The following is a 20,303-nucleotide window of genomic DNA, read 5'->3' on the forward strand; positions in this document are numbered from 1 at the left end:
CGGCTTTTTTGTTTAAAAAATCTCTATAACCACCCTAATCTTTAATGGTTATCTCTGTTTTTTTCTTTCCGTCTTTAGTAGAAAACTCAACGCCATCACCATCAACTTTAAGAGATGTTCCATCGTTTTCTTCAGCTTTAGGAGCCTCAACTTGTTTTTCTATAACAACGGTTTCCGTTTTTGCTTTCTCTTCTCTACAACTTGTAAAAGCTAATAATATAATCGTGGCGAAAATGGCAAAACTTATAAAATTTCCGAGTATTAATGTTCTTTTTTTCATCTTCATGTTTATTTAGATTAATATAAGCGCAAGGTACAACCAGCTGCAATTAAATAAATTACATCAATTTTAATTTGTGTTATAGAATTACCATTTTTGATTCTGATATTCAATAAGCATTAACAAACTTTATGAAACTATAACTTCAATAACAAATTCGGGTTGGGGCAATTCTCTAAATAAAAATCTAAATCAGCCTTATTACAAACTCCAGGGTAATCACCCTTAAAACCTTGTAAATCTTTTATAATTTGAAAATGTAAATGCGGTGGATAATCGCCATTTACACTGGCATCACCCAATAATCCTAATAGTTCACCTTGTTTTATAAATTGATTCACTTTTAAGTTTTCAATAGATGCCAAATTTAAATGACCGTAAAGTGTATAAAAATCCACATTATTTATGTGATGCTTTAAAATAATGGTAGGTCCGTAATCACCATAATTAATATTGTTTTTAAAACTATGTACAGTAGCATCCAATGGTGTAAATACAGGCGAATGGGCATCGTACCACAAATCCATTCCTATATGGATATTACGTTCTTTAGCAGTTTCTAAGTTAAAATAATTACTGCGCTTATAAATATTTCGGTTTTCATTATAACCTCCAAAAGCAACGAGTGCATTGTGTTTTTTTATATGATTTGTTATATAGTTTTCTAATTTAGATGATGAAGACACATCAACCATTTGCAGTGCTTCGTTATCTTCTGACAAATCCAAAGCAATATAATTTGAATTATCAATAGAAGGATCTAGCACACGAAGTGGTGTACCGTTAAGCTTAAAAAGGAATTCAGAAAAAGTATTTGGATACACGAAAAAAGGTTTTACCAAAAGTAAGAAAGTTAGGTAAATCTTCCACAATACAAAATAGTTCTAAAAACCATTAATAAAGCATTACAATATGTTAACATTCAAATAATTATCAATAGTGAAAGAAACTTTATTTTTATAGGATAACCAAAGTATTGAATTATGAAACTTGAAACTGCTGAAGATTTTTTAAAAAAGTTTGATTACAATTACGAACGACGTGACAATGCGTTGATTGTTGATATGGAATTTTCGCAGAAAGTTTTAGTCGATTTTTCTAATCCTGAAAATGTTGTAATGACAAATAAATTAAAAGGTTGGAATTTTTTAACAGGAATTATTCCTTCAAGTATTAAAAATGCAATCGTGCTTAATGTAATTATAGGTGGCATTTTAAGCCTTATAATCTCAATTTACGATACTAAAGCAGGTATGTTTTTCTTTTTAGGTTTGCTATTTTGGGTATTGGTATGGTTTACTTTCTACCACTCAAAGTTTAATAAATTACAACAGTTTTTAACTAAATGGGTGAATTAAATTCAAATAACAACTATCATACAAATTGAAATAGCTTTACTAGTTTCAAAACCACAAAATTCTTTTTCTATACATTACAGCTAAGAAATCTTCAAAATTTAACGAGTCACCATAAAAGTATGTATTCAAACGCATTAAAATAGTACTTTTGCTCCCATGGAGAATTTAGAACAGATTACAAAAAAATTGCATCGGTCTACGGGTGAGGCTTTAGAACAATTTTCGATGATAGCAGATGGCGATCGCATTATGGTTTGCCTATCTGGAGGAAAAGATAGCTACACCATGTTAAACATGCTACTCCACTTTCAAAAAGTGGCTCCTATCTCTTTTGAAATTATTGCTGTTAATCTAGACCAAAAACAACCTGGTTTTCCTATGGAAGTATTACCTAATTATTTAAGTAAGTTAGGTGTAAATTATAAAATTATAGAAAAAAACACCTATAAGGTGGTCATGGAAAAAACCCCCGAAGGCAAAACAACTTGTAGCCTTTGCTCCAGATTACGCCGTGGCACTTTATACGAAGCCGCCAAAAACTTAAATTGCAACAAACTGGCGTTAGGGCACCATAGAAACGATATTGTAGAAACTTTTTTACTAAACTTCTTTTTTGCTGGAAAATTAGAAACCATGCCTCCAAAGTTTAAAAACGATGCAGGCGATTTGGTGATATTAAGACCTTTGGCCTTATGCAAAGAAGAAGACATTGAGGTGTATTCGCAATACATGAATTTTCCTATAATCCCATGCAATTTATGCGGTTCTCAAGAAAATTTACAACGCAAAAAAGTTAAAGAAATGATAGCCAATTGGGAAACTGATTTCCCTGATAGAACGTCTGTTATGATGAATGCACTACAAAACGTATCACCTTCTCACTTATTAGATCGTAAAATTTACAACTTTTCGTTGCTTCAAGATATGGTTTCTAACGACGCTTTGTTTTAAACAACGTCTGCGAACAAATCAAAATCTGCTGCTTCGGTAATTTTAACGGTAGCAAACTCACCTGTTTTCATATAGGTTTTGCTGGCATCAATTAAAACTTCGTTATCAACATCTGGCGAATCAAATTCGGTACGTCCCACAAAATAATTACCTTCTTTCCTGTCGATAACCACTTTAAAGATCTCTCCTATTTTTGCTTGGTTCAATTCCCAAGAAATCTGAGATTGAATTTCCATAATCTCGTTGGCACGTGCCTGTTTTACTTCTTCTGGCACATCATCTTCTAAATTATAAGCATGGGTGTTTTCTTCGTGAGAATAGGTAAAACAACCCAAACGTTCAAAACGCATATCCTTGACCCATTCTTTTAGAATTTGATAATCTTCCTCCGTTTCTCCTGGATAACCAACAATAAGTGTGGTTCTAATGGTCATATTAGGCACGGCAGCTCTAAAATCTTTAAGTAACTGTGTGGTTTTTTCTTTGGTAGTTCCACGACGCATACTTTTCAAAATAGCATCTGAAATATGTTGCAACGGAATATCTAAATAATTACAAATTTTAGGTTCGCGGTTCATAACTTCCAAAACATCCATTGGAAACCCTGTTGGGAAGGCATAATGCAAACGAATCCACTCGATGCCTTTAACTTTTACCAAAGCCTCCAGTAATTCGGCAAGGTTACGTTTTTTATATAAGTCTAAACCGTAATAGGTTAAATCTTGTGCAATTAAAATCAGTTCTTTAACACCTTTGGCTGCTAATTTTTCAGCTTCAATAACCACGTCTTCAATCGGGGTACTTTTATGTTTCCCACGCATTAATGGAATGGCACAAAAGCTACAAGGGCGATCGCAACCTTCAGCTATTTTTAAATAGGCATAATTTTTTGGTGTGGTAGTTAATCGCTCGCCAATCAATTCGTGTTTATAATCGGCTCCCAAGGCCTTCAATAAACCTGGCAATTCGGTTGTGCCAAAATAAGCATCAACATCTGGAATTTCTTTTTGCAAATCGGGTTTATAGCGCTCACTTAAGCAACCTGTCACAAATACTTTATCTACTTCTCCATCTTCCTTTTTCTGCATAAATTCCAAAATGGTATTGATGCTTTCCTCTTTGGCATTATTAATAAATCCGCAGGTATTAATTACAACAATGTTACCTTCTTCCTCATGAACAACATCTTTCCCACTGGCTTTTAATTGCCCCATTAACACTTCACTGTCGTAAACATTTTTACTACAACCTAGCGTTACTACATTAATCTTATTCTTTTTAAGCGATTTCGTTCTCATACCAAAATTTAAGTGTGCAAAGATACGGAATGATTGTGGATTAACGATTTTAGAATTACAATTTTAGAATTGTTAAATTCTAAGTTCATTATTCACATAAAACAATTTGCAACTGTTTTACATTCAACTTTTAATCCTTTTTGTTAAAGCTTTCATATATTTGAATGTCCTATTATTAATACCTACTTTATGAAACGATTGTACTTTTTACTGTTTATAGTAATTGTAACGCTTTTTAATTGTTCAAAAGACGAGCCTGCTGAAACTGAAACACTTTACTTCCCTTCAATAAATTCCAATGCTTGGGAAACAAAGTCTATAACCGATTTAGGCTGGAACGAAAATGAACTACAGCCTTTATTGGATTTTTTAGAAGAGAAAAACACCAAAAGTTTCATGATGCTTTACAATGGCAGAATTGTTCGTGAAGATTATTTTAACGGACACAGCAAAACAGCTTTATGGTATTGGGCAAGTGCCGGAAAAACATTAACCACTGCTGTTTCTGGGATTGCACAGCAAGAAAGGTTGATAAATATAAACAATAAAGTTTCTGATTATTTAGGAACGGGCTGGACGAGTGCCTCCATTACCAAAGAAAATCTAATTACTTGCAAACATTTGCTATCGATGAATTCTGGTTTAGATGATAGTTTAGGTGACGATGTATCACCCGCCAACCTTCAATATGTGGCAGACGCCGGTACACGTTGGGCATACCATAATGTATATGTAAAAATGCAGGATGTAGTTTCAGTAGCAAGCAACCAAACATGGAACAGTTATTTTAACACCAAACTTAGAGACAAAATTGGCATGAGTGGACTTTGGGTAAATTTAGGTGATTTAAGTGTTTATAACAGCAACACCCGAAGTATGGCACGTTTTGGTTTGATGATATCTGCTAAAGGAAAATGGGAAAACACACAGATTGTGCCCGAAACATTTTTAAATGAAGCCACAAATACTTCACAAAACATCAATAAAGCTTATGGCTATTTATGGTGGCTAAACGGAAAATCAACTTACCATTTACCACAAACTCAAATTGAATTTAATGGTGAATTAATACCGAATGCACCAGAGGACATGTATGCTGCTTTAGGTAAAAACGACCAGAAAATCTATATTGTTCCTAGTGAAAAATTGGTGATTATTAGAATGGGAGATGCAGGTGATGGTCCTAATTTTGCACTTTCTACTTTTGATAATGAGTTATGGGGAAAGATTAATGCATTAATAAACTAAGCTCGGTTTTCAAAAGGAACAACAATTCCTTTTTCAAGATAGTTTTTTAATCCATTTAATAGCAATGCCCAACAAAATGAACAATGCTTGAAATGATTATTGGCTTCTTGCCAATTGACATGGCTGAATTTAACAAGCGCTCCATTTTCATTTTTTTCAAAATCGAAACCAAAAGTGGTTGGATTCCAATCGGCATCAGATTGTGTCATTTTTAAATGAAATGATTTGTTTGGCTTGACTTTGGAAACCAGACAATACCAATTATAAGTATCGGTAAAGTTTAAATTATATTCTGAATTTGGCTCTGGTTTCCCTGAAGATTTTAAAGTCCACCAATTATTAAGATGTTCTGGCAATGACACTGCATCAAAAATTTCTTTAAGTGAAGCTTTAATAACAAAGTTATGAAAGATAGAATAACTCATAATTGTAAAATTATGAAAAATATCCATTAAACAGATTTCTGCGTTCTAAGTAATTTTACTTGAAAAAAGAATCAACAAACTCGAATTTATTAAATACTTGTAAATCTTCAATACCTTCGCCTACGCCAATATATTTTACAGGAATTTTAAACTGGTCTGAAATTCCAATCACAACACCACCTTTTGCGGTTCCATCCAATTTTGTTACGGCTAATGAAGTTACTTCGGTTGCTGCTGTAAACTGTTTTGCTTGTTCAAATGCATTCTGACCTGTTGAGCCATCTAAAACCAATAACACTTCGTTAGGTGTGTTATCCACTACTTTTTGCATCACACGTTTTACTTTAGTCAACTCATTCATTAAGTTTACCTTATTGTGTAAACGACCTGCGGTATCTATAATAACTACATCGGCATTTTGAGTAACAGCACTTTTTAACGTATCAAACGCTACCGAAGCAGGATCTGAACCCATAGATTGTTTTACCAGAGGAACTCCCACTCTATCTGCCCAAACTTGAAGTTGATCAATTGCAGCGGCTCTAAAAGTATCGGCAGCACCTAACACCACATTATATCCTTGCTTCTTAAACTGATGTGCCATTTTACCAATAGTAGTCGTTTTACCAACTCCATTAACACCAACTACCATGATGACATATGGTTTTTTATCTTGAGGAACAGTAAATTCGGAATCATTACCAGAATTCGTTTCACTTAATAAACTCGCTATTTCTTCACGAAGTATGAGATTTAATTCGTCGGTTCCCAAATATTTATCTTTTGAAACGCGCGCTTCAATACGTTCGATAATTTTCAAAGTAGTATTTACACCAACATCGCTTGATACCAAAACTTCTTCAAGGTTATCTAAAACCTCATCATCTACCTTAGATTTTCCTGCAACTGCTTTACTTAATTTACCAAAAAAACTGGTTTTAGTTTGCTCTAAACCTTTATCGAGGGTTTCCTTTTTTTCTGAGGAAAATATTTTTTTAAAAAAACTCATATTGTTGGTTGTTGGTTGTTGTTTAGTTGTATGTTGTTAAGCTTTGGGCCAAATAACTATACAACAAACACCTTAACTAATTAAAACAAATATAAACATAAAAAAGCTGCTATCAATAAAGAAAGCAGCTTGGTATATTTTAAAAAGCTTGTTCTTACTTTTTGTTGAAAAAGTCGTCAGCAAATTCTGGAGCCATGATTGATTCAACAAACATGTAAGCACCTGTTTTAGGTGATTTTACCATTTTAATTGCTTTTGTTAATCTTTTAGAAGATGTTTGTAACGATGCTACTGTTTTCTTTGCCATGACTTATTATTTTATCTCTTTATGAACTGTCATACGCTTAAGGATAGGGTTGAATTTTTTAATTTCCATTCTATCTGGCGTATTCTTTTTATTTTTTTTAGTAACGTAACGTGAAGTTCCTGGTTGTCCAGACTCTTTATGCTCTGTACATTCTAATATTACCTGAATTCTATTGCCTTTCTTTGCCATTTCTTTTACTTATTAAATACAGCTATTATTTTAAAAATCCTTTAGATTTTGCATCCTTAATTGCTGCGGTAATACCTATTTTATTGATAGTTTTTAAAGCAGATGTAGAAACTTTTAAAGTTATCCAGCTGTCTTCTTCTGGAATGTAAAAACGTTTCTTTACTAAATTCGCATTAAATTTGCGTTTAGTTTTATTCATTGCATGAGACACGTTGTTTCCAACCATTGCCTTCTTACCTGTAAGTTCACAAACTCTTGACATTATTTATAACTTTAAATTTCTTTTGTTGCTTAAAATCGAGGTGCAAATATACAAATTCTTTATATTATGACAACTTAAATATTATCAATTTTTAAAAATTTCTTTTAGAAGCATTTCCAAAGCTTTATTCACAGCTTTATTTATCACTTTTATACGGTGATTTCCCAGCATGAATTTTTCTGAATACACGTCATTTTTAGTAGCAATTGCAATGTAAACGGTTCCTACTTCGGCTTCAGAATCGCCTTTTGTTGGACCTGCATTTCCTGTAGTAGCCACCGCATAATCTGACTGAAATAATCGCAAAGCATTACTAGCCATAGACTCAACAACTTGAGCACTTACAACAGAAAAAGCATCAATATCTGCTTTTGGCACACCTAAAACGTTAATTTTAGATTCTGTTGAATAAGTTACCACACCACCTTTAAAATAGGCTGACGCACCTGGATGCGTTGTAAATTGTTCGGCAATCATGCCTCCCGTACAACTTTCGGCAATTGCCAGAGTTTTTCCTAATTTATTTAATTTTTTTGCAATAACAACTTCTACCGAGCCATCCTCTTCTTCAAAACCTGCAAACTCGGTTTTTATTAAAGGAATTACTTTATCTATTTCGGTTTGAACACTGTCTGTAACTTCTTGAACATTAAAACCTTTTGAAGATAAACGCAACCTCATTTTTCCTAAACTTGGCAAATAAGCTAGTTTAATATGTTTTGGCAAAGCGTCTTCCCAAGATTCAATGCGTTCTGCTAAGGCACTTTCACCTATACCGTATACCAATAAGGTTTTGTGTAAAATATACGGGCAATTGTATTTTTCTTTTAGCTTTGGAATAACCGACTCTTCAACTAAGGCATTCATTTCGTAAGGCACTCCGGGAAGTGAAATAAAAACTTTATCATCTTTTTCCATCCACATACCAGGAGCAGTACCCAATTTATTCATAAGCACTTTGGCTTTTGAAGGTACTAACGCCTGGTCTCTATTTACTTGAAGTAGTAAACCACCAGTGTAATGTTTCCAGAGTTCTTCAATATTTTCTATGACCGAATCGTCTTTTACTAAAGTGTCATCAAAATATTCGGCTATGGTTTTTTTTGTAATATCGTCTTTTGTTGGTCCTAAACCACCTGTAAGAATAACGATATCTACATTGTTTTCAGCATCTTTTAAAGCTTTAAGTATATGTTCTTTATCGTCTTGAACCGATGTTATTTGATATACCGATATGCCTATTTTATTAAGATGTTTAGCTATAAATGCAGAATTGGTGTCAATAACTTGACCAATAAGAAGCTCATCTCCAATAGTAATTATTTCTGCTAACATTTATAAATTAAAATCTGATTTTATTTCAGCAACCGTATTTTCTACAGCCGAAATAACAATAGCCAATTGAGAAGAAATATCTAAATCTCTTTTTTCAAATTTGCCCCAATCTTGTACTTCTATTAAAATATCAAGCACCCCTAGCTCAAATAAATCAACTGTTGGTTTCATTTTATGTGCCGCTTGGTAAGCTTCCTGATAATTTTTTTCAGCTACAGCTTTCTTTAAACGTTCGGCATCTTCAGGTACTTCTTCCAAAAATGCCTCGGCTAATGTTGCGATAAAATCTTCGTCGTTGTCTGCCAACTCACGAACCCTAAATAATTTGTAATGTTGTTCCATTTTATTTTACTGTTATTGAAAATAGTTCTTTATCTTCTATAAATCCTTTAAGTTTATCATTTGCAACTACTTTGCCAACACCTGCTGGTGTACCTGTAAATATAATATCTCCTATCTTTAATGTGAAATATTTTGACACATATTCTATTAATTCATCAATTTTCCAAAGCATGTGGCTTGTATTTCCTAATTGCACAATATTATCATTTTTTTTTAAGGAAAATTCAATCGCATTTACATTTTTAAAGTCAGAAACTGGTAGCCATTTTCCAACCACTGCTGCTCCATCAAACGATTTTGCTTTTTCCCAAGGCAATCCTTTTGCTTTTAATTCGCTTTGCAAATCCCTTGCTGTAAAATCTATTCCTAAGCCAATTTCATCATAATATTTATGAGCAAATTTTCTATCAATATACTTTCCAATTTTATTAATTTTTACCAAAATCTCAACTTCATAATGTACATCGTTTGAAAAATCCGGAATGAAAAATGGTTGTTTTTTAAGCAGAATAGACGTGTCTGGCTTTAAAAATACTACAGGATCTGTGGGTTTTTCGTTTTCGAGTTCTTTTATGTGTTCAGTGTAATTTCTACCGATGCAAATTATTTTCATTCTAGGCTTAATTAGATTTTAGACTTATTAGATAACATTAGACTAACCTAATTTATTATTGAAACTTCTTAGTTTAATAGCCGTTAATACTTTCTTTGTGTACAACGGGAAATCGGCATTTAATAACCATCCGAAATAACCAGGTTCGGTTTCTAAAACCTCGGTTACTAATTTTCCTTTATGCTTTCCGAAAGAAAAACATTCTTCACCCTTTTTATTGTAAACAATGAAGCCCGCAAAATCTGCAAATTGTTTTCTGGAGCTAAACTCAGCTAAAAACTTCGTGTCGTTTTCTATTTCATCATACTTAGCTATTTGGGCTTTCAATACTTCAAAAGTCGCTCTGGTATCAGCTTCGGCTCCATGTGCACCTTCTAATTCTTCATTACAATAAAACTTATAGGCAGCACTTAAGGTACGTTGTTCCATTTTATGGAAAATAGTTTGCACATCTACAGCTACTCTATTTTTCATATCAAAGTCTACCTCCGCACGCAACAGCTCTTCTGCCAATAATGGAATGTCAAATCTATTAGAATTAAACCCTCCTAAATCGGAATCTTTAATCATATTATAAACCTCTTTTGCGACTTCCTTAAACGTTGGCTTATCGGCAACATCTTCATTTGTTATACCATGAATAGCGATGACTTCCTTTGGAATAGTCATTTCAGGGTTTACCAACCATGTTTTACTTTCTTCCTTTCCGTTAGGATGTACTTTTAAAATAGCTATTTCAACTATTCTATCGGTTGTTATATTGACACCTGTTGTTTCTAGGTCGAAAAAACAAATGGGTTTTGTGAGATTTAAATTCATAAAAGTGATTTTTGCAAATATACTTTTTATATATTTATTTAAATTTGCTTCTTATGATGATTTTAGAATAAGAATTAAAATGACTGACTTCAAAGATTTATAATGCTCAACAAATTTATTTTCTTATTCACATTTCTTTCCTTTTCATTTTGCTATGGACAATATGATTGGAGTTATGGTGAAATTCTCTTAAACAATAATATTCGATTAAAAGGATTAATTGAAATACAAATGGAATCTAATCATCCTCTTGATTTAGGGAAACAAAAGGTGTTTTATAAAAAAAATCACAATTCCAAAACAGAAAAATTTAACGAAGATTTAATACAAAAATCTACTTTGATGGTTTATCAGATGAGAAAACTGGCTATTATGAATATGTTTCCATTAAGAAAAACAAGAAAACCATCATGAAATTGATTGTTGTTGGAAAAGTAAAATTATATACCAGAACGAAAAAAATATTTTCAAGTACATATAATGGTCTTTCTAATAATCCAAACATGCCTAACATGCCCAATCGCGTGGTTACAACAGATACTGAAAGTGAGTTTTTTGTAATTAGAGATAATGAAGACTATGCAACTGGCTTAATTAAAAGTAACGCACTGTCAAAATCATTTATTTATGCTGCTAAAAAATATTTCTCAGACTGTGAAAATATTATATTTCCCTATTACTATCCCAAGCTTCTAAATAATCTTTAACCGCTTTTACAAATTGCCCACCTAAAGCGCCGTTTACAACACGATGGTCGTAAGAATGCGATAAAAACATGCGGTAACGGATGCCGATAAAATCGCCTTCACTCGTTTCTATTACTGCTGGCACTTTTCGAATAGCACCCAATGCCAATATCCCTACTTGTGGTTGGTTGATAATAGGCGTTCCCATAATGCTACCAAAAGTTCCCACATTGGTGACTGTGTAAGTTCCGCCTTGCACATCGTCTGGTTTAAGTTGGTTTGCTCTGGCCCTATTTGCTAAATCGTTAACTTGTTTTGTCATACCCACCAAATTAAGCTGATCTGCATTTTTAATAACAGGGACAATTAAATTACCATCTGCCAACGATGCTGCCATACCTAAATTGATGTTTTTCTTTTTAACAATGGTATCGCCTTGCAAAGAAATGTTCATCATTGGGTAATCCCGAAGTGCTTTGGCAACCGCTTCCATAAATATAGGCGTAAACGTTAAATTTTCACCTTCACGCTTTTGAAATGCATCTTTAACTTTATTTCTCCAGTTCCATATTTTAGTAACATCGGCTTCAATAAAACTTTGAACGTGCGCCGCTGTTTGAACAGATTCTACCATATGATGCGCAATAAGTTTGCCCATTCTGGTCATTTCAATAATTTCATCTTCACCACTTACTACAACTGGGGCAGGGGCTGGTTTTGCCTTTTCAGGTTGAATGGGTTTAACAACTGGAGTTTCTATTTTAGAAGTAGCTGTAGCCTCATTAGCACCTTTGTTTTGAATATAATTTAGAATATCATTTTTAGTAACACGATTTTCGATACCAGTTCCAATAATACTATCGAGTTCTTGTTGTGAAACACCTTCTTCTTTGGCTATATTTTTAACCAAAGGTGAATAAAAACGGTCTTCACTTGAAACTACTGGCATAACCGTTTCTTTGGCAACAGCCATAGATTGACTTACAAGCTCTGCAGCTTTTTCTTCTTCTATAGGAGATTCATTAGATGACATTTCAGCAACTTCTTCAACATTTTCATCTACATCGCCATCTTCATCTGTTTGGATAATGGCTATAGTTTGTCCTACTTGAACAATATCATCTACATTAAAAAATTTCTCAACTAAAATACCATCCACTTCACTTGGTACTTCGCTATCAACCTTATCGGTTGCTATTTCCAATACCGCTTCATCCAATTCTATAGTATCTCCTACTTCTTTTAACCAAGATGTTATAGTTGCCTCAGCAACACTTTCTCCCATTTTGGGTAATTTTAGCTCAAACTTTGCCATATCAATAACGTAATACTTCTTTTCTAATTTCTGCTTGCAAAATTACTTAAAAAACATTGATTTTTTTAAATTATTTACAATAAAACTAATTTAAAACAATAACTTCACCCCTACTTATAGCCTTATCACTTCCAAGTATAAACTTAGTGTTTTTCGCCAATATCTTGTAAGTAATGGATTTATTTATATCCGTCTCCTCCATCATTGCGATAATTTCTTTATAACTTAATTTATTGGCATCAAAAATAACTTCCGTGTTCTTTTCAAGGTTATTTAAATTAGATTGTAAACTCACTTTTTTTTGTAAAGCTACTTGTAAAGCATTATTCATTTTATCAGAAACAAAAACATAACCACTAACACGTTTTATTTGATTTACAGATGGTTTTCTAAACAGGAAAACGACCCTTATACCAAGCCAAACAACCATATCGAACAATATGTTTTTCTTAAAATGCTTTTTATAGAATATTTGCATAGCACCATAAAAACGGCGTGCATAATGTTTATCTTTTAATGTACTTTCTCCTTTGAAATGAATCACAGAAGTTTCGCCACAATAATAGTTTTCATAACCAGACTTTAATACTTTATATGACAAATCGATGTCTTCACCATACATAAAGTAATCTTCATCAAACCCTTTTACTTCATGATACAAATCTCGTTTCATCAACATAAAAGCCCCCACCAGTATATCTACTTTACCTATTTCGTTTTCAGTTAAATGAATAGCATAATAGGCTTTTGAGTTTCCATATATTTTTTTAAATGCAGCACTTACATAAGGTATGTTGCGCTTACTTTCTGGCAGAAAAACACCAGCGCCATTGATGAGTTTACAACCTACAACACCTAGTTTTTCTTTAGTTTCTGCAAATATTAAAAGCAATGCAAACGTATCTTCAGCAACAACCGTATCAGGATTCAAAATGCACAAATATTCTCCGCTTGCTTGATTTACACCTATATTATTTCCTTTGGAAAAACCAAAATTTTCTTTATTCTCAATGAGAATGACTTCTGGAAAAAGTTCCTTCACCATTTGGCAACTATCATCTTCAGAATTATTATCTACTACAATAATTTCAGCATCAATATTAGTAATAGCTGCTTGTACACTTTTTATACAGAGTTCTAAAAAGTAACGGACATTATAATTTAATATGACAACAGATAACTTCAAAAGATCATTATAGTTTTAAAGAAGATTCAAACGGCACCCTGTTCACTATACTTCTGCCAAGAGTAATCTCATCGGCATACTCCAATTCATCTCCAACCGAAATACCTCTAGCAATAGTGGATGTAAAAACATGGTATTCTTGAATTTGTTTAAAAATATAAAAATTGGTAGTATCACCTTCCATAGTGGAACTTAGTGCAAAAATAAGTTCCTTTATTTTACCTTCTTTCACTTTATTAACTAAGGAAACAATATTCAAATCGTGCGGTCCAACCCCATCCATAGGTGAGATTTTTCCGCCTAAAACATGGTACAACCCTTTAAAGGAACTAGTATTTTCGATAGCCATGACATCACGAATGTCTTCAACAACACAAACAAGTGTTTCGTCTCTATTTGGGTTTGAGCAAATTTCACACAAATTAACATCACTAATATTATGACACGATTTACAAAACTTGATATCGTTTCGCATAGTTAGCAAAGCTTCAGATAATGCCGTTGTTTGATCTTTAGGCTGCTTCAACATATGGAGCACCAAACGCAAAGCAGTACGTTTACCAATTCCAGGTAATTGCGACATTTCGTTAACTGCTCGTTCTAATAATTTTGATGAGAATTCCATAGCTGCGAATTTACAATAATTGTTTGTTTTACCGCCAATGTAAATTTTGAATTCTTTATTTGTATATTTCGGCTTCATTCAAAAAAACCTATGCAACCAATACACGTTTTATTACTAATTGTAATTTATTTTGGAGTTTTAATATTCGTTTCATATTTAACCGGAAAGGATGACAGTAACGAATCCTTTTTTAAAGCAAACAAGTCGTCTCCATGGTTTTTGGTGGCTTTTGGTATGATAGGCGCTTCACTTAGTGGCGTTACTTTTATTTCAGTTCCTGGAGACGTTGGCAGTAATATGTTTGGATATATGCAAGTTGTTTTTGGCTACCTACTTGGTTATATGGTAATAGCTTTTGTACTTATGCCTGTTTACTACCGGTTAAATGTTACATCAATTTACGAATACTTAGGAGACCGTTTTGGAGTAGCAAGTCATAAAACTGGTGCTGCTTTCTTTTTTATTTCTAGAGTTTTAGGTTCAGCTTTCAGGCTTTTTTTAGTAGCAAGTGTTCTACATGAATTTGTTTTTAAACATTGGGAATTTCCATTTCCTGTTACCGTTATAATTTCGGTAGCACTCATTTTAGCATATACCTTTAAGGGTGGAATAAAAACAGTAGTTTGGACTGATACGATTCAAACATTACTTATGTTAATTGCACTAGTTGTAACAATCGTACTTATTTACCAACAAATGGGATGGGGTTTAGGTGATTTTATTGGAAGTGAAGCCATAAAGGAATACGATAAAATTTTCTTTTTTGAAGATATCCTAGCAAAGAACCACTTCATAAAACAGTTTTTAGGTGGTATGTTTATAGCCATTTGTATGACGGGTCTAGACCAAGATATGATGCAAAAAAACCTAACGTGCAAATCATTAAAAGACGCCCAAAAAAACATGGTTTCCTTTAGTATTGTATTGGTTTTTGTTAATTTCATATTTTTACTTCTAGGAGCCTTATTATTTGTTTATGCAGCGTCAAAAGGAATTGAAGTTCCAATGGTTGACGGTGTTGCAAAAACAGATTTGTTATATCCTGAAATTGCATTAAAATCTGACTTAGGTTTATCTGTAGCCATATTTTTTATGCTTGGGTTAATCGCTGCCGCTTATAGTAGTGCCGACAGTGCTTTAACTGCCTTAACAACATCGTTTTGTATTGATTTTTTAAATATTGAAAAACGTGAATTAAGCACTCAAAAAGGGACAAGAAAAAAGGTGCATGTTGGTATGAGTATATTGATGATTTTAGTAATCATCTGCTTTTATTATATATTAAACCAAAGTGTAATAAGTGGCATCTTAACAGTTGCAGGTTATACGTACGGCCCTCTGTTAGGCTTGTTTGCCTTTGGTATACTAACTAAATTTAAAATATACGATAAGCTAGTGCCGTATATTGCTTTGGCTTCTGTTGCCATAAGTTACTTAATTGCCAACATTCCATCAGAATACCTTGGAGGCTATAAATTTGGTTATGAGTTATTAGTTGTTAATGGTCTTATTACCTTTTTAGGTTTAATATTGATTCGTAGAAAGTAACACCAAAGTACACGCCTTTTCAAAAGGAATGTTGTTTTGCCTTAAAATGTTATAAAACTCAGGATTTTCGGTTCCGGGATTGAAAATTATGCGCTTTGGTTTTAACGAAATTATATAATCATAATAACCCTTTTGGTTTTTAGCATTAAGATACAATGTAACGGTATGTATATTTTCAAAAGGCCATAATTCTGTATTAATGGTTACGCCTGCAACCACTCCGGCCCTCCTCCCAAAAGCCACCGTTTCAATATGGTTATTCACTAACTTTTGAATTACAAAATTTGAATATCTACTTGGGTTTAAAGATGCCCCAAGCACCAATGTTTTTTTGCTCATAATGTTAAAAAGATGTTAATATACGCCAAAAAAAGTAACAGAACATAATCCTCGTCGTCTACTTTATAATCAATCAAAAAACAATCAATCAAATGAAAAAATTATTTTTAGCATGTGCTTTAATAATGTCTTTAATGAACAAAACATATGCCTCCAATCCAATGTCACCCGATGATAAAACCGGCACTATATCCGGAAAAGTATTAGACGCTACTTTAAACCAGCCCTTACCTTATGTAAATATCATAATAAAAAATGTTAAAGAAGAAGTTTTAACAGGTAGCATTACTTCTGAAGATGGTAGCTTTAAAATTGAAAAAGTTGAAGAAGGGAAAATAATAGTAAGCATCCAATATATAGGTTACAAAACTATTAGAAAAGAAGTCTCCATTAAAAAAGGCAATTACGACATAAACCTAGGGAACATATTTTTAGAAGAAGCTGCCGAAGGTTTGGACGAAGTTACTGTAGTAGCCGAAACCTCAACCATTCAACAAAAAATAGATAGAAAAGTTATAACCATAGGAAAAGATTTAGCCGCCACAGGAAGCGCCTCCGAATTAATGGTTGGTATTCCATCGGTTGGTGTTGATGCCCAAACTGGGGATATTAGCTTACGTGGAAACCAGAATGTACGTGTTATGGTCGATGGTAAATTATCTAACATACCTACTGCACAGCTATTAAAACAAATTCCTTCAACAGCTATAAAATCTATCGAATTAATTACTAATCCATCAGCTAAATACAATCCTGAAGGGATGAGTGGTATAATAAACATCATACTGCACAAAAATACCATGATAGGTTTTAATGGTAATATAAGCATCGGTTTAACCCATGAAACAGAAGCTAAATTTAATAGCTCGTTAGATGTGAATTACCGCAACGGTAAATTCAATTTATACGGCAGTTACAGTAATAACATCTCTAAAAACAGGAATGAAGGTTTCATATCTAGACCAGAAAACAACTCGGAACAATTCTTTGAATTTTTAGATAAAAGACAATCGCATTTATACAAAGTGGGTGTCGATTTTTATTTAAATGATAAAAATACGGTGTCTGTTTTTACAACTCAAAACACTTCAGAAAGCAGTAATTATGGTTTAACAGAAGCTTTTTTCTACAACAATTCATCATTCAACCAAAGTCAAGTAGTAAATTCTATTAGTGATAACCTATCGTCACAATATAATTTTGATTATAAACACGACTTTTCAAAAGAAGGTCACAATATAGAACTTGAGGTCGATTACAATATTTTTGAAGATAATAGACCCGTAGATTTTCTTTTCATATTAGGTTCTAACACCAATTATACAGATTTTAATAATACCGACAGAAAAAGCACAACCATAAACTTAGACTATGCAAACCCTTTGACAGAAAAATCAAAATTAGAGTTAGGCTTAGAGGCACGTCTATTTAATTCTGATATAGCTTATGCATCAACTGGCGATTCGTATAATAATTCTGGCGTATTAAGACCAACCCCAAGTACTGCGTTTGATTATTCAAGAGATATTTACTCAGCATATGCTAATTTCAACAAGCAATTTGAAAAATGGAGCTATCAATTAGGGCTACGTACCGAAAATGTACAAGAAGATGCCTTGGCTTTATCAACCGAAGCAGAAAGCACCCAGTCATTTAAAAATGATTATTTCGAATTATATCCTTCAGCTTTTATAACCTATTCACCTTCAGAAAAAAACTCATACCAATTTAGTTATAGCCGTCGTGTGGACAGACCAGGTATAGACCAAGTGAACCCTATTAAAGAATGGAGTTCGCCTCTAATTTCATCGTATGGAAACATTAACTTAAAACCACAGTTTACCAATTCTATTGAAGCGAATTATACCAGAACATTAAAAGATAAAAAAGGCACAATAACAGGTGGTATGTTTTACCGCATCATTACTAATGATATTAATCGAGCCTTATTTATAGACAGAACCGATATTAATTCTGGTCGAGTAATACTAACCCATGATAATTTTGATGACACCTCTGCTTATGGTGTAGAATTATCCTCAAATTACAAACCAACAAAATGGTGGAATATCAATTCTAGTTTTGATTTGTATTCACAAACCCAAAAAGGTATTGCTGAAAATTTAACTGCTCCTATAGAAACTGCAACTGTTGATGATATTGAAACTAACGTAGTTGAAATTGACAATGTGGCATGGAATTTTAGAATGTTTAACAATTTTAGTGTAAGCAAAACAGTATCGTTTACTGCATTTGGTTTTTACAGAGGAAAAAACAAATCGTTACAATTTGATATGAAACCTATGTATTTTGTAAATCTTGGCGCTCGAGTTGGTTTTGCACAAGGAAAAGGGACGTTCAGCTTTAATTTAAATGATGTTTTTGATACTATGGAATTTGCTTTTAATGGAAAAAAACCATTTGTACAAAACGGTGCTTTTAATTGGGAAAGCAATACCTGGAATGTTGGACTATCGTATAGATTTGGTGGCAGAAAATACCAGGCTAAAACTAGAAAAAACCGAGACAATAATGAAGAATCTGGAGGTGGATTCTTATAAAACATAATTTAACAGTCTGCTTAATAATTGATGGTTGGTATTATTATTAGACCGTTGAATAAGAAAACCCAAAGTTTATCAACTTTGGGTTTTTGCTTTATAGCATCTATTTTATTGAAAATTTTAAATTTAAAAAAATATTTTTCTACACAATAAACACAAAACCAAAACGTTATAGAAGCATACAATCTAACTGAACGGAAGAATAATTATTATAAGAGTTAGTCACCTTCACATAAAAAATTTCGTAATAAAGATTTGTATACATAACACAAAAACTCGAAAATTTGTTTTCGAGTTTTTGTATTATGTTAAATATGAGTTAAATAGCAATATTTATGCAATATTTTTTAATTTAATACGTCTAATATAAAGATTCTTCACAATAGTTAAGTGTTAGTTGAAGTTGATTAATAGCTAGAAAAGCCCGAAATGTAGAATTTCGGGCTTTTCGTTTTTTTTATATACTAATATTTATGCCCATTTAATAATAGCACTTCCCCAGGTAAAACCACTTCCAAAGGCAGCAAGCACCACATGGTCTCCTGGTTTTATTTTACCTTCTTCCCAAGCTTCGGTAAGTGCTATAATAACAGAAGCAGCAGTTGTATTTCCGTATTTCATAATGTTATTGAAAACCTGATCATCGTTTAAACCAAACTTCTTTTGAATAAATTGCGCAATACGCAAATTCGCTTGGTGCGGAATTAGCATATCAATATCTTCTTTCTGTAACCCATTTTTTTGCAAACCTTCTACAATAACTTCACTAAAACGAACTACCGCATGTTTAAATACAAACGTACCATCCATGTATGGAAAATACGATACATCTTCTTCTCCTGCTTCTAAAATTTCTGGCACCCAATGGGCAATACTTGGCGAAGCCACAATTAACTTATCGGCGTATTTACCTTCGCTATGTAAGTGCGTAGATAAAATACCTTTAGTATTATCTTCTTCTCTAGTTAATACACAAGCACCTGCACCATCGCCAAAAATAACGGTTACACCACGTCCACGTGTAGTTTTATCCAATCCGTTACTGTGGTACTCTGACCCTATAACCAAAATATTTTTATACATGCCCGTTTTAATAAACTGGTCGGCTACCGAAATGGCATACACAAAACCAGAGCATTGATTTCTTACATCTAAGGCACCAACGGTTCGCATATCCAGCAAATCTTGAATTTGTACACCACACCCTGGGAAATAAAAATCGGGGCTCAAAGTAGCAAAGACAATAAAGTCTATATCATCTTTCGTTAAACCAGAACGCTCTATGGCTATTTTAGCAGCTTTCGCCCCCATAATTGCAGAGGTATCGTCCGTTCCCTCTTTTATCCAACGGCGCTCTTTAATACCGGTACGCTCCTGTATCCATGCATCGTCAGTAGCCATCATTTTAGACAAATCATCATTTGTAACCACATTATCTGGCACATATTTACCTAATCCTATTATCTTTGAATTGTACATATCCCTCCTAATTTTATTATCACAAAGTACAAAATTAAATACTGAAATTCCAATCTTTTAAATTCCAAATTCTAATTAATAAATCCAAAATTGTAAATCGTATCTCGTAATTCATATATAATTAA

General features: G+C 33.0%; 23 protein-coding genes. 6 read left to right on the plus strand and 17 right to left on the minus strand.

Annotated elements, in window-relative coordinates:
* Nucleotides 1-34 precede the first annotated feature (34 nt).
* Nucleotides 35-280, minus strand: a complete 246-nt coding sequence (locus VP395_RS02275; RefSeq protein ID WP_346240091.1) for a hypothetical protein — start codon at nt 278-280, stop codon at nt 35-37.
* Between the two features lie 137 nt (nt 281-417).
* A complete protein-coding gene (locus VP395_RS02280; RefSeq protein WP_346240092.1) occupies nt 418-1,104 on the minus strand; it encodes a peptidoglycan DD-metalloendopeptidase family protein in 687 nt (228 codons plus the stop codon).
* A 159-nt stretch (nt 1,105-1,263) separates the two neighbouring features.
* Here VP395_RS02280 and VP395_RS02285 point away from each other — a divergent pair, with 159 nt between their 5' ends.
* Both VP395_RS02285 and ttcA read left to right on the plus strand, forming a co-directional pair.
* Entirely contained in the window at nt 1,264-1,638 is a 375-nt protein-coding gene (locus VP395_RS02285) for a hypothetical protein (protein ID WP_346240093.1), read from the plus strand.
* Nucleotides 1,639-1,794: 156 nt separating this feature from the next.
* Nucleotides 1,795-2,589, plus strand: a complete 795-nt coding sequence (ttcA, locus tag VP395_RS02290) for a tRNA 2-thiocytidine(32) synthetase TtcA (RefSeq protein ID WP_346240094.1) — start codon at nt 1,795-1,797, stop codon at nt 2,587-2,589.
* On the opposite strand, the gene rimO is transcribed toward ttcA, so the two are convergent.
* Entirely contained in the window at nt 2,586-3,887 is a 1,302-nt protein-coding gene (gene rimO / locus VP395_RS02295; RefSeq protein WP_346240095.1) for a 30S ribosomal protein S12 methylthiotransferase RimO, read from the minus strand. The two genes, ttcA and rimO, sit on opposite strands and share 4 nt — an antisense overlap.
* 189 nt (nt 3,888-4,076) lie before the next feature.
* Here rimO and VP395_RS02300 point away from each other — a divergent pair, with 189 nt between their 5' ends.
* Nucleotides 4,077-5,135, plus strand: a complete 1,059-nt coding sequence (locus VP395_RS02300) for a serine hydrolase domain-containing protein (RefSeq protein WP_346240096.1) — start codon at nt 4,077-4,079, stop codon at nt 5,133-5,135.
* On the opposite strand, the gene VP395_RS02305 is transcribed toward VP395_RS02300, so the two are convergent.
* The 9 genes from VP395_RS02305 to VP395_RS02345 all read right to left on the minus strand — a co-directional run bounded on the left by VP395_RS02305 (nt 5,132) and on the right by VP395_RS02345 (nt 10,436).
* A complete protein-coding gene (locus VP395_RS02305) occupies nt 5,132-5,560 on the minus strand; it encodes an SRPBCC family protein (protein ID WP_346240097.1) in 429 nt (142 codons plus the stop codon). The two genes, VP395_RS02300 and VP395_RS02305, sit on opposite strands and share 4 nt — an antisense overlap.
* A 55-nt stretch (nt 5,561-5,615) precedes the next feature.
* A complete protein-coding gene (gene ftsY / locus VP395_RS02310) occupies nt 5,616-6,569 on the minus strand; it encodes a signal recognition particle-docking protein FtsY (RefSeq protein WP_346240098.1) in 954 nt (317 codons plus the stop codon).
* Between the two features lie 154 nt (nt 6,570-6,723).
* Nucleotides 6,724-6,876, minus strand: a complete 153-nt coding sequence (locus VP395_RS02315) for a DUF4295 domain-containing protein (RefSeq protein WP_346240099.1) — start codon at nt 6,874-6,876, stop codon at nt 6,724-6,726.
* 6 nt (nt 6,877-6,882) lie between these two features.
* Nucleotides 6,883-7,065, minus strand: coding sequence for a 50S ribosomal protein L33 (gene rpmG / locus VP395_RS02320; RefSeq protein ID WP_132218687.1), 183 nt, complete (start codon nt 7,063-7,065; stop codon nt 6,883-6,885).
* A 25-nt stretch (nt 7,066-7,090) separates the two neighbouring features.
* The gene (gene rpmB, locus VP395_RS02325; protein ID WP_111309066.1) at nt 7,091-7,327 is read right to left on the minus strand and encodes a 50S ribosomal protein L28; all 237 of its coding nucleotides are present in this window, start codon (nt 7,325-7,327) and stop codon (nt 7,091-7,093) included.
* Nucleotides 7,328-7,411: 84 nt separating this feature from the next.
* Nucleotides 7,412-8,662: a competence/damage-inducible protein A gene (locus VP395_RS02330; protein WP_346240100.1), complete on the minus strand. Its 1,251-nt coding sequence runs from the start codon at nt 8,660-8,662 to the stop codon at nt 7,412-7,414.
* Nucleotides 8,663-9,004 (minus strand): Hpt domain-containing protein, encoded by a 342-nt coding sequence (locus VP395_RS02335; RefSeq protein ID WP_346240101.1) that lies wholly within the window; start codon nt 9,002-9,004, stop codon nt 8,663-8,665.
* 1 nt (nt 9,005) lies between these two features.
* Nucleotides 9,006-9,617, minus strand: coding sequence for a fumarylacetoacetate hydrolase family protein (locus tag VP395_RS02340; protein WP_346240102.1), 612 nt, complete (start codon nt 9,615-9,617; stop codon nt 9,006-9,008).
* A 42-nt stretch (nt 9,618-9,659) separates the two neighbouring features.
* Entirely contained in the window at nt 9,660-10,436 is a 777-nt protein-coding gene (locus tag VP395_RS02345) for an exonuclease domain-containing protein (protein ID WP_346240103.1), read from the minus strand.
* 102 nt (nt 10,437-10,538) lie between these two features.
* On the opposite strand from VP395_RS02345, the gene VP395_RS02350 reads away from it, so the two are divergent.
* Nucleotides 10,539-10,850, plus strand: a complete 312-nt coding sequence (locus VP395_RS02350) for a hypothetical protein (RefSeq protein ID WP_346240104.1) — start codon at nt 10,539-10,541, stop codon at nt 10,848-10,850.
* A gap of 249 nt (nt 10,851-11,099) precedes the next feature.
* Here the strand turns inward: VP395_RS02350 and VP395_RS02355 are convergent, their stop codons facing one another.
* The 3 genes from VP395_RS02355 to recR form a co-directional block, all read right to left on the minus strand.
* Nucleotides 11,100-12,437, minus strand: a complete 1,338-nt coding sequence (locus VP395_RS02355) for a dihydrolipoamide acetyltransferase family protein (RefSeq protein WP_346240105.1) — start codon at nt 12,435-12,437, stop codon at nt 11,100-11,102.
* Between the two features lie 85 nt (nt 12,438-12,522).
* Nucleotides 12,523-13,623, minus strand: coding sequence for a glycosyltransferase family 2 protein (locus VP395_RS02360; RefSeq protein WP_346240106.1), 1,101 nt, complete (start codon nt 13,621-13,623; stop codon nt 12,523-12,525).
* Between the two features lie 7 nt (nt 13,624-13,630).
* On the minus strand, nt 13,631-14,248 hold the full coding sequence (gene recR / locus VP395_RS02365; RefSeq protein ID WP_346240107.1) for a recombination mediator RecR: 618 nt from the start codon (nt 14,246-14,248) through the stop codon (nt 13,631-13,633).
* A 90-nt stretch (nt 14,249-14,338) separates the two neighbouring features.
* Here recR and VP395_RS02370 point away from each other — a divergent pair, with 90 nt between their 5' ends.
* Nucleotides 14,339-15,796: a sodium:solute symporter gene (locus tag VP395_RS02370; RefSeq protein WP_346240108.1), complete on the plus strand. Its 1,458-nt coding sequence runs from the start codon at nt 14,339-14,341 to the stop codon at nt 15,794-15,796.
* Here the strand turns inward: VP395_RS02370 and VP395_RS02375 are convergent.
* Nucleotides 15,773-16,135, minus strand: coding sequence for a CoA-binding protein (locus tag VP395_RS02375; RefSeq protein WP_346240109.1), 363 nt, complete (start codon nt 16,133-16,135; stop codon nt 15,773-15,775). The two genes, VP395_RS02370 and VP395_RS02375, sit on opposite strands and share 24 nt — an antisense overlap.
* A gap of 92 nt (nt 16,136-16,227) precedes the next feature.
* Here VP395_RS02375 and VP395_RS02380 point away from each other — a divergent pair, with 92 nt between their 5' ends.
* Nucleotides 16,228-18,696, plus strand: a complete 2,469-nt coding sequence (locus VP395_RS02380; RefSeq protein ID WP_346240110.1) for a TonB-dependent receptor — start codon at nt 16,228-16,230, stop codon at nt 18,694-18,696.
* A 474-nt stretch (nt 18,697-19,170) separates the two neighbouring features.
* Here the strand turns inward: VP395_RS02380 and VP395_RS02385 are convergent, their stop codons facing one another.
* Nucleotides 19,171-20,178: a 3-oxoacyl-ACP synthase III family protein gene (locus VP395_RS02385; RefSeq protein ID WP_346240111.1), complete on the minus strand. Its 1,008-nt coding sequence runs from the start codon at nt 20,176-20,178 to the stop codon at nt 19,171-19,173.
* Nucleotides 20,179-20,303 lie beyond the last annotated feature (125 nt).

Source organism: Mariniflexile soesokkakense (assembly GCF_039650365.1).
GTDB lineage: Bacteria > Bacteroidota > Bacteroidia > Flavobacteriales > Flavobacteriaceae > Mariniflexile > Mariniflexile soesokkakense.

Bases quoted from the DNA above. Each gene is read 5' to 3' on its own strand.
- VP395_RS02330 (WP_346240100.1), bottom strand. From the start codon at position 8,662: ATGTTAGCAGAAATAATTACTATTGGAGATGAGCTTCTTATTGGTCAA.
- rpmG (WP_132218687.1), bottom strand. From the start codon at position 7,065: ATGGCAAAGAAAGGCAATAGAATTCAGGTAATATTAGAATGTACAGAG.
- VP395_RS02370 (WP_346240108.1), top strand. From the start codon at position 14,339: ATGCAACCAATACACGTTTTATTACTAATTGTAATTTATTTTGGAGTT.
- VP395_RS02380 (WP_346240110.1), top strand. From the start codon at position 16,228: ATGAAAAAATTATTTTTAGCATGTGCTTTAATAATGTCTTTAATGAAC.
- VP395_RS02350 (WP_346240104.1), top strand. From the start codon at position 10,539: ATGCTCAACAAATTTATTTTCTTATTCACATTTCTTTCCTTTTCATTT.
- VP395_RS02300 (WP_346240096.1), top strand. From the start codon at position 4,077: ATGAAACGATTGTACTTTTTACTGTTTATAGTAATTGTAACGCTTTTT.
- VP395_RS02375 (WP_346240109.1), bottom strand. From the start codon at position 16,135: ATGAGCAAAAAAACATTGGTGCTTGGGGCATCTTTAAACCCAAGTAGA.
- VP395_RS02345 (WP_346240103.1), bottom strand. From the start codon at position 10,436: ATGAATTTAAATCTCACAAAACCCATTTGTTTTTTCGACCTAGAAACA.
- VP395_RS02355 (WP_346240105.1), bottom strand. From the start codon at position 12,437: ATGGCAAAGTTTGAGCTAAAATTACCCAAAATGGGAGAAAGTGTTGCT.
- VP395_RS02315 (WP_346240099.1), bottom strand. From the start codon at position 6,876: ATGGCAAAGAAAACAGTAGCATCGTTACAAACATCTTCTAAAAGATTA.
- ftsY (WP_346240098.1), bottom strand. From the start codon at position 6,569: ATGAGTTTTTTTAAAAAAATATTTTCCTCAGAAAAAAAGGAAACCCTC.
- VP395_RS02335 (WP_346240101.1), bottom strand. From the start codon at position 9,004: ATGGAACAACATTACAAATTATTTAGGGTTCGTGAGTTGGCAGACAAC.
- VP395_RS02285 (WP_346240093.1), top strand. From the start codon at position 1,264: ATGAAACTTGAAACTGCTGAAGATTTTTTAAAAAAGTTTGATTACAAT.
- VP395_RS02305 (WP_346240097.1), bottom strand. From the start codon at position 5,560: ATGAGTTATTCTATCTTTCATAACTTTGTTATTAAAGCTTCACTTAAA.
- ttcA (WP_346240094.1), top strand. From the start codon at position 1,795: ATGGAGAATTTAGAACAGATTACAAAAAAATTGCATCGGTCTACGGGT.
- rpmB (WP_111309066.1), bottom strand. From the start codon at position 7,327: ATGTCAAGAGTTTGTGAACTTACAGGTAAGAAGGCAATGGTTGGAAAC.
- recR (WP_346240107.1), bottom strand. From the start codon at position 14,248: ATGGAATTCTCATCAAAATTATTAGAACGAGCAGTTAACGAAATGTCG.
- rimO (WP_346240095.1), bottom strand. From the start codon at position 3,887: ATGAGAACGAAATCGCTTAAAAAGAATAAGATTAATGTAGTAACGCTA.
- VP395_RS02385 (WP_346240111.1), bottom strand. From the start codon at position 20,178: ATGTACAATTCAAAGATAATAGGATTAGGTAAATATGTGCCAGATAAT.
- VP395_RS02275 (WP_346240091.1), bottom strand. From the start codon at position 280: ATGAAAAAAAGAACATTAATACTCGGAAATTTTATAAGTTTTGCCATT.
- VP395_RS02340 (WP_346240102.1), bottom strand. From the start codon at position 9,617: ATGAAAATAATTTGCATCGGTAGAAATTACACTGAACACATAAAAGAA.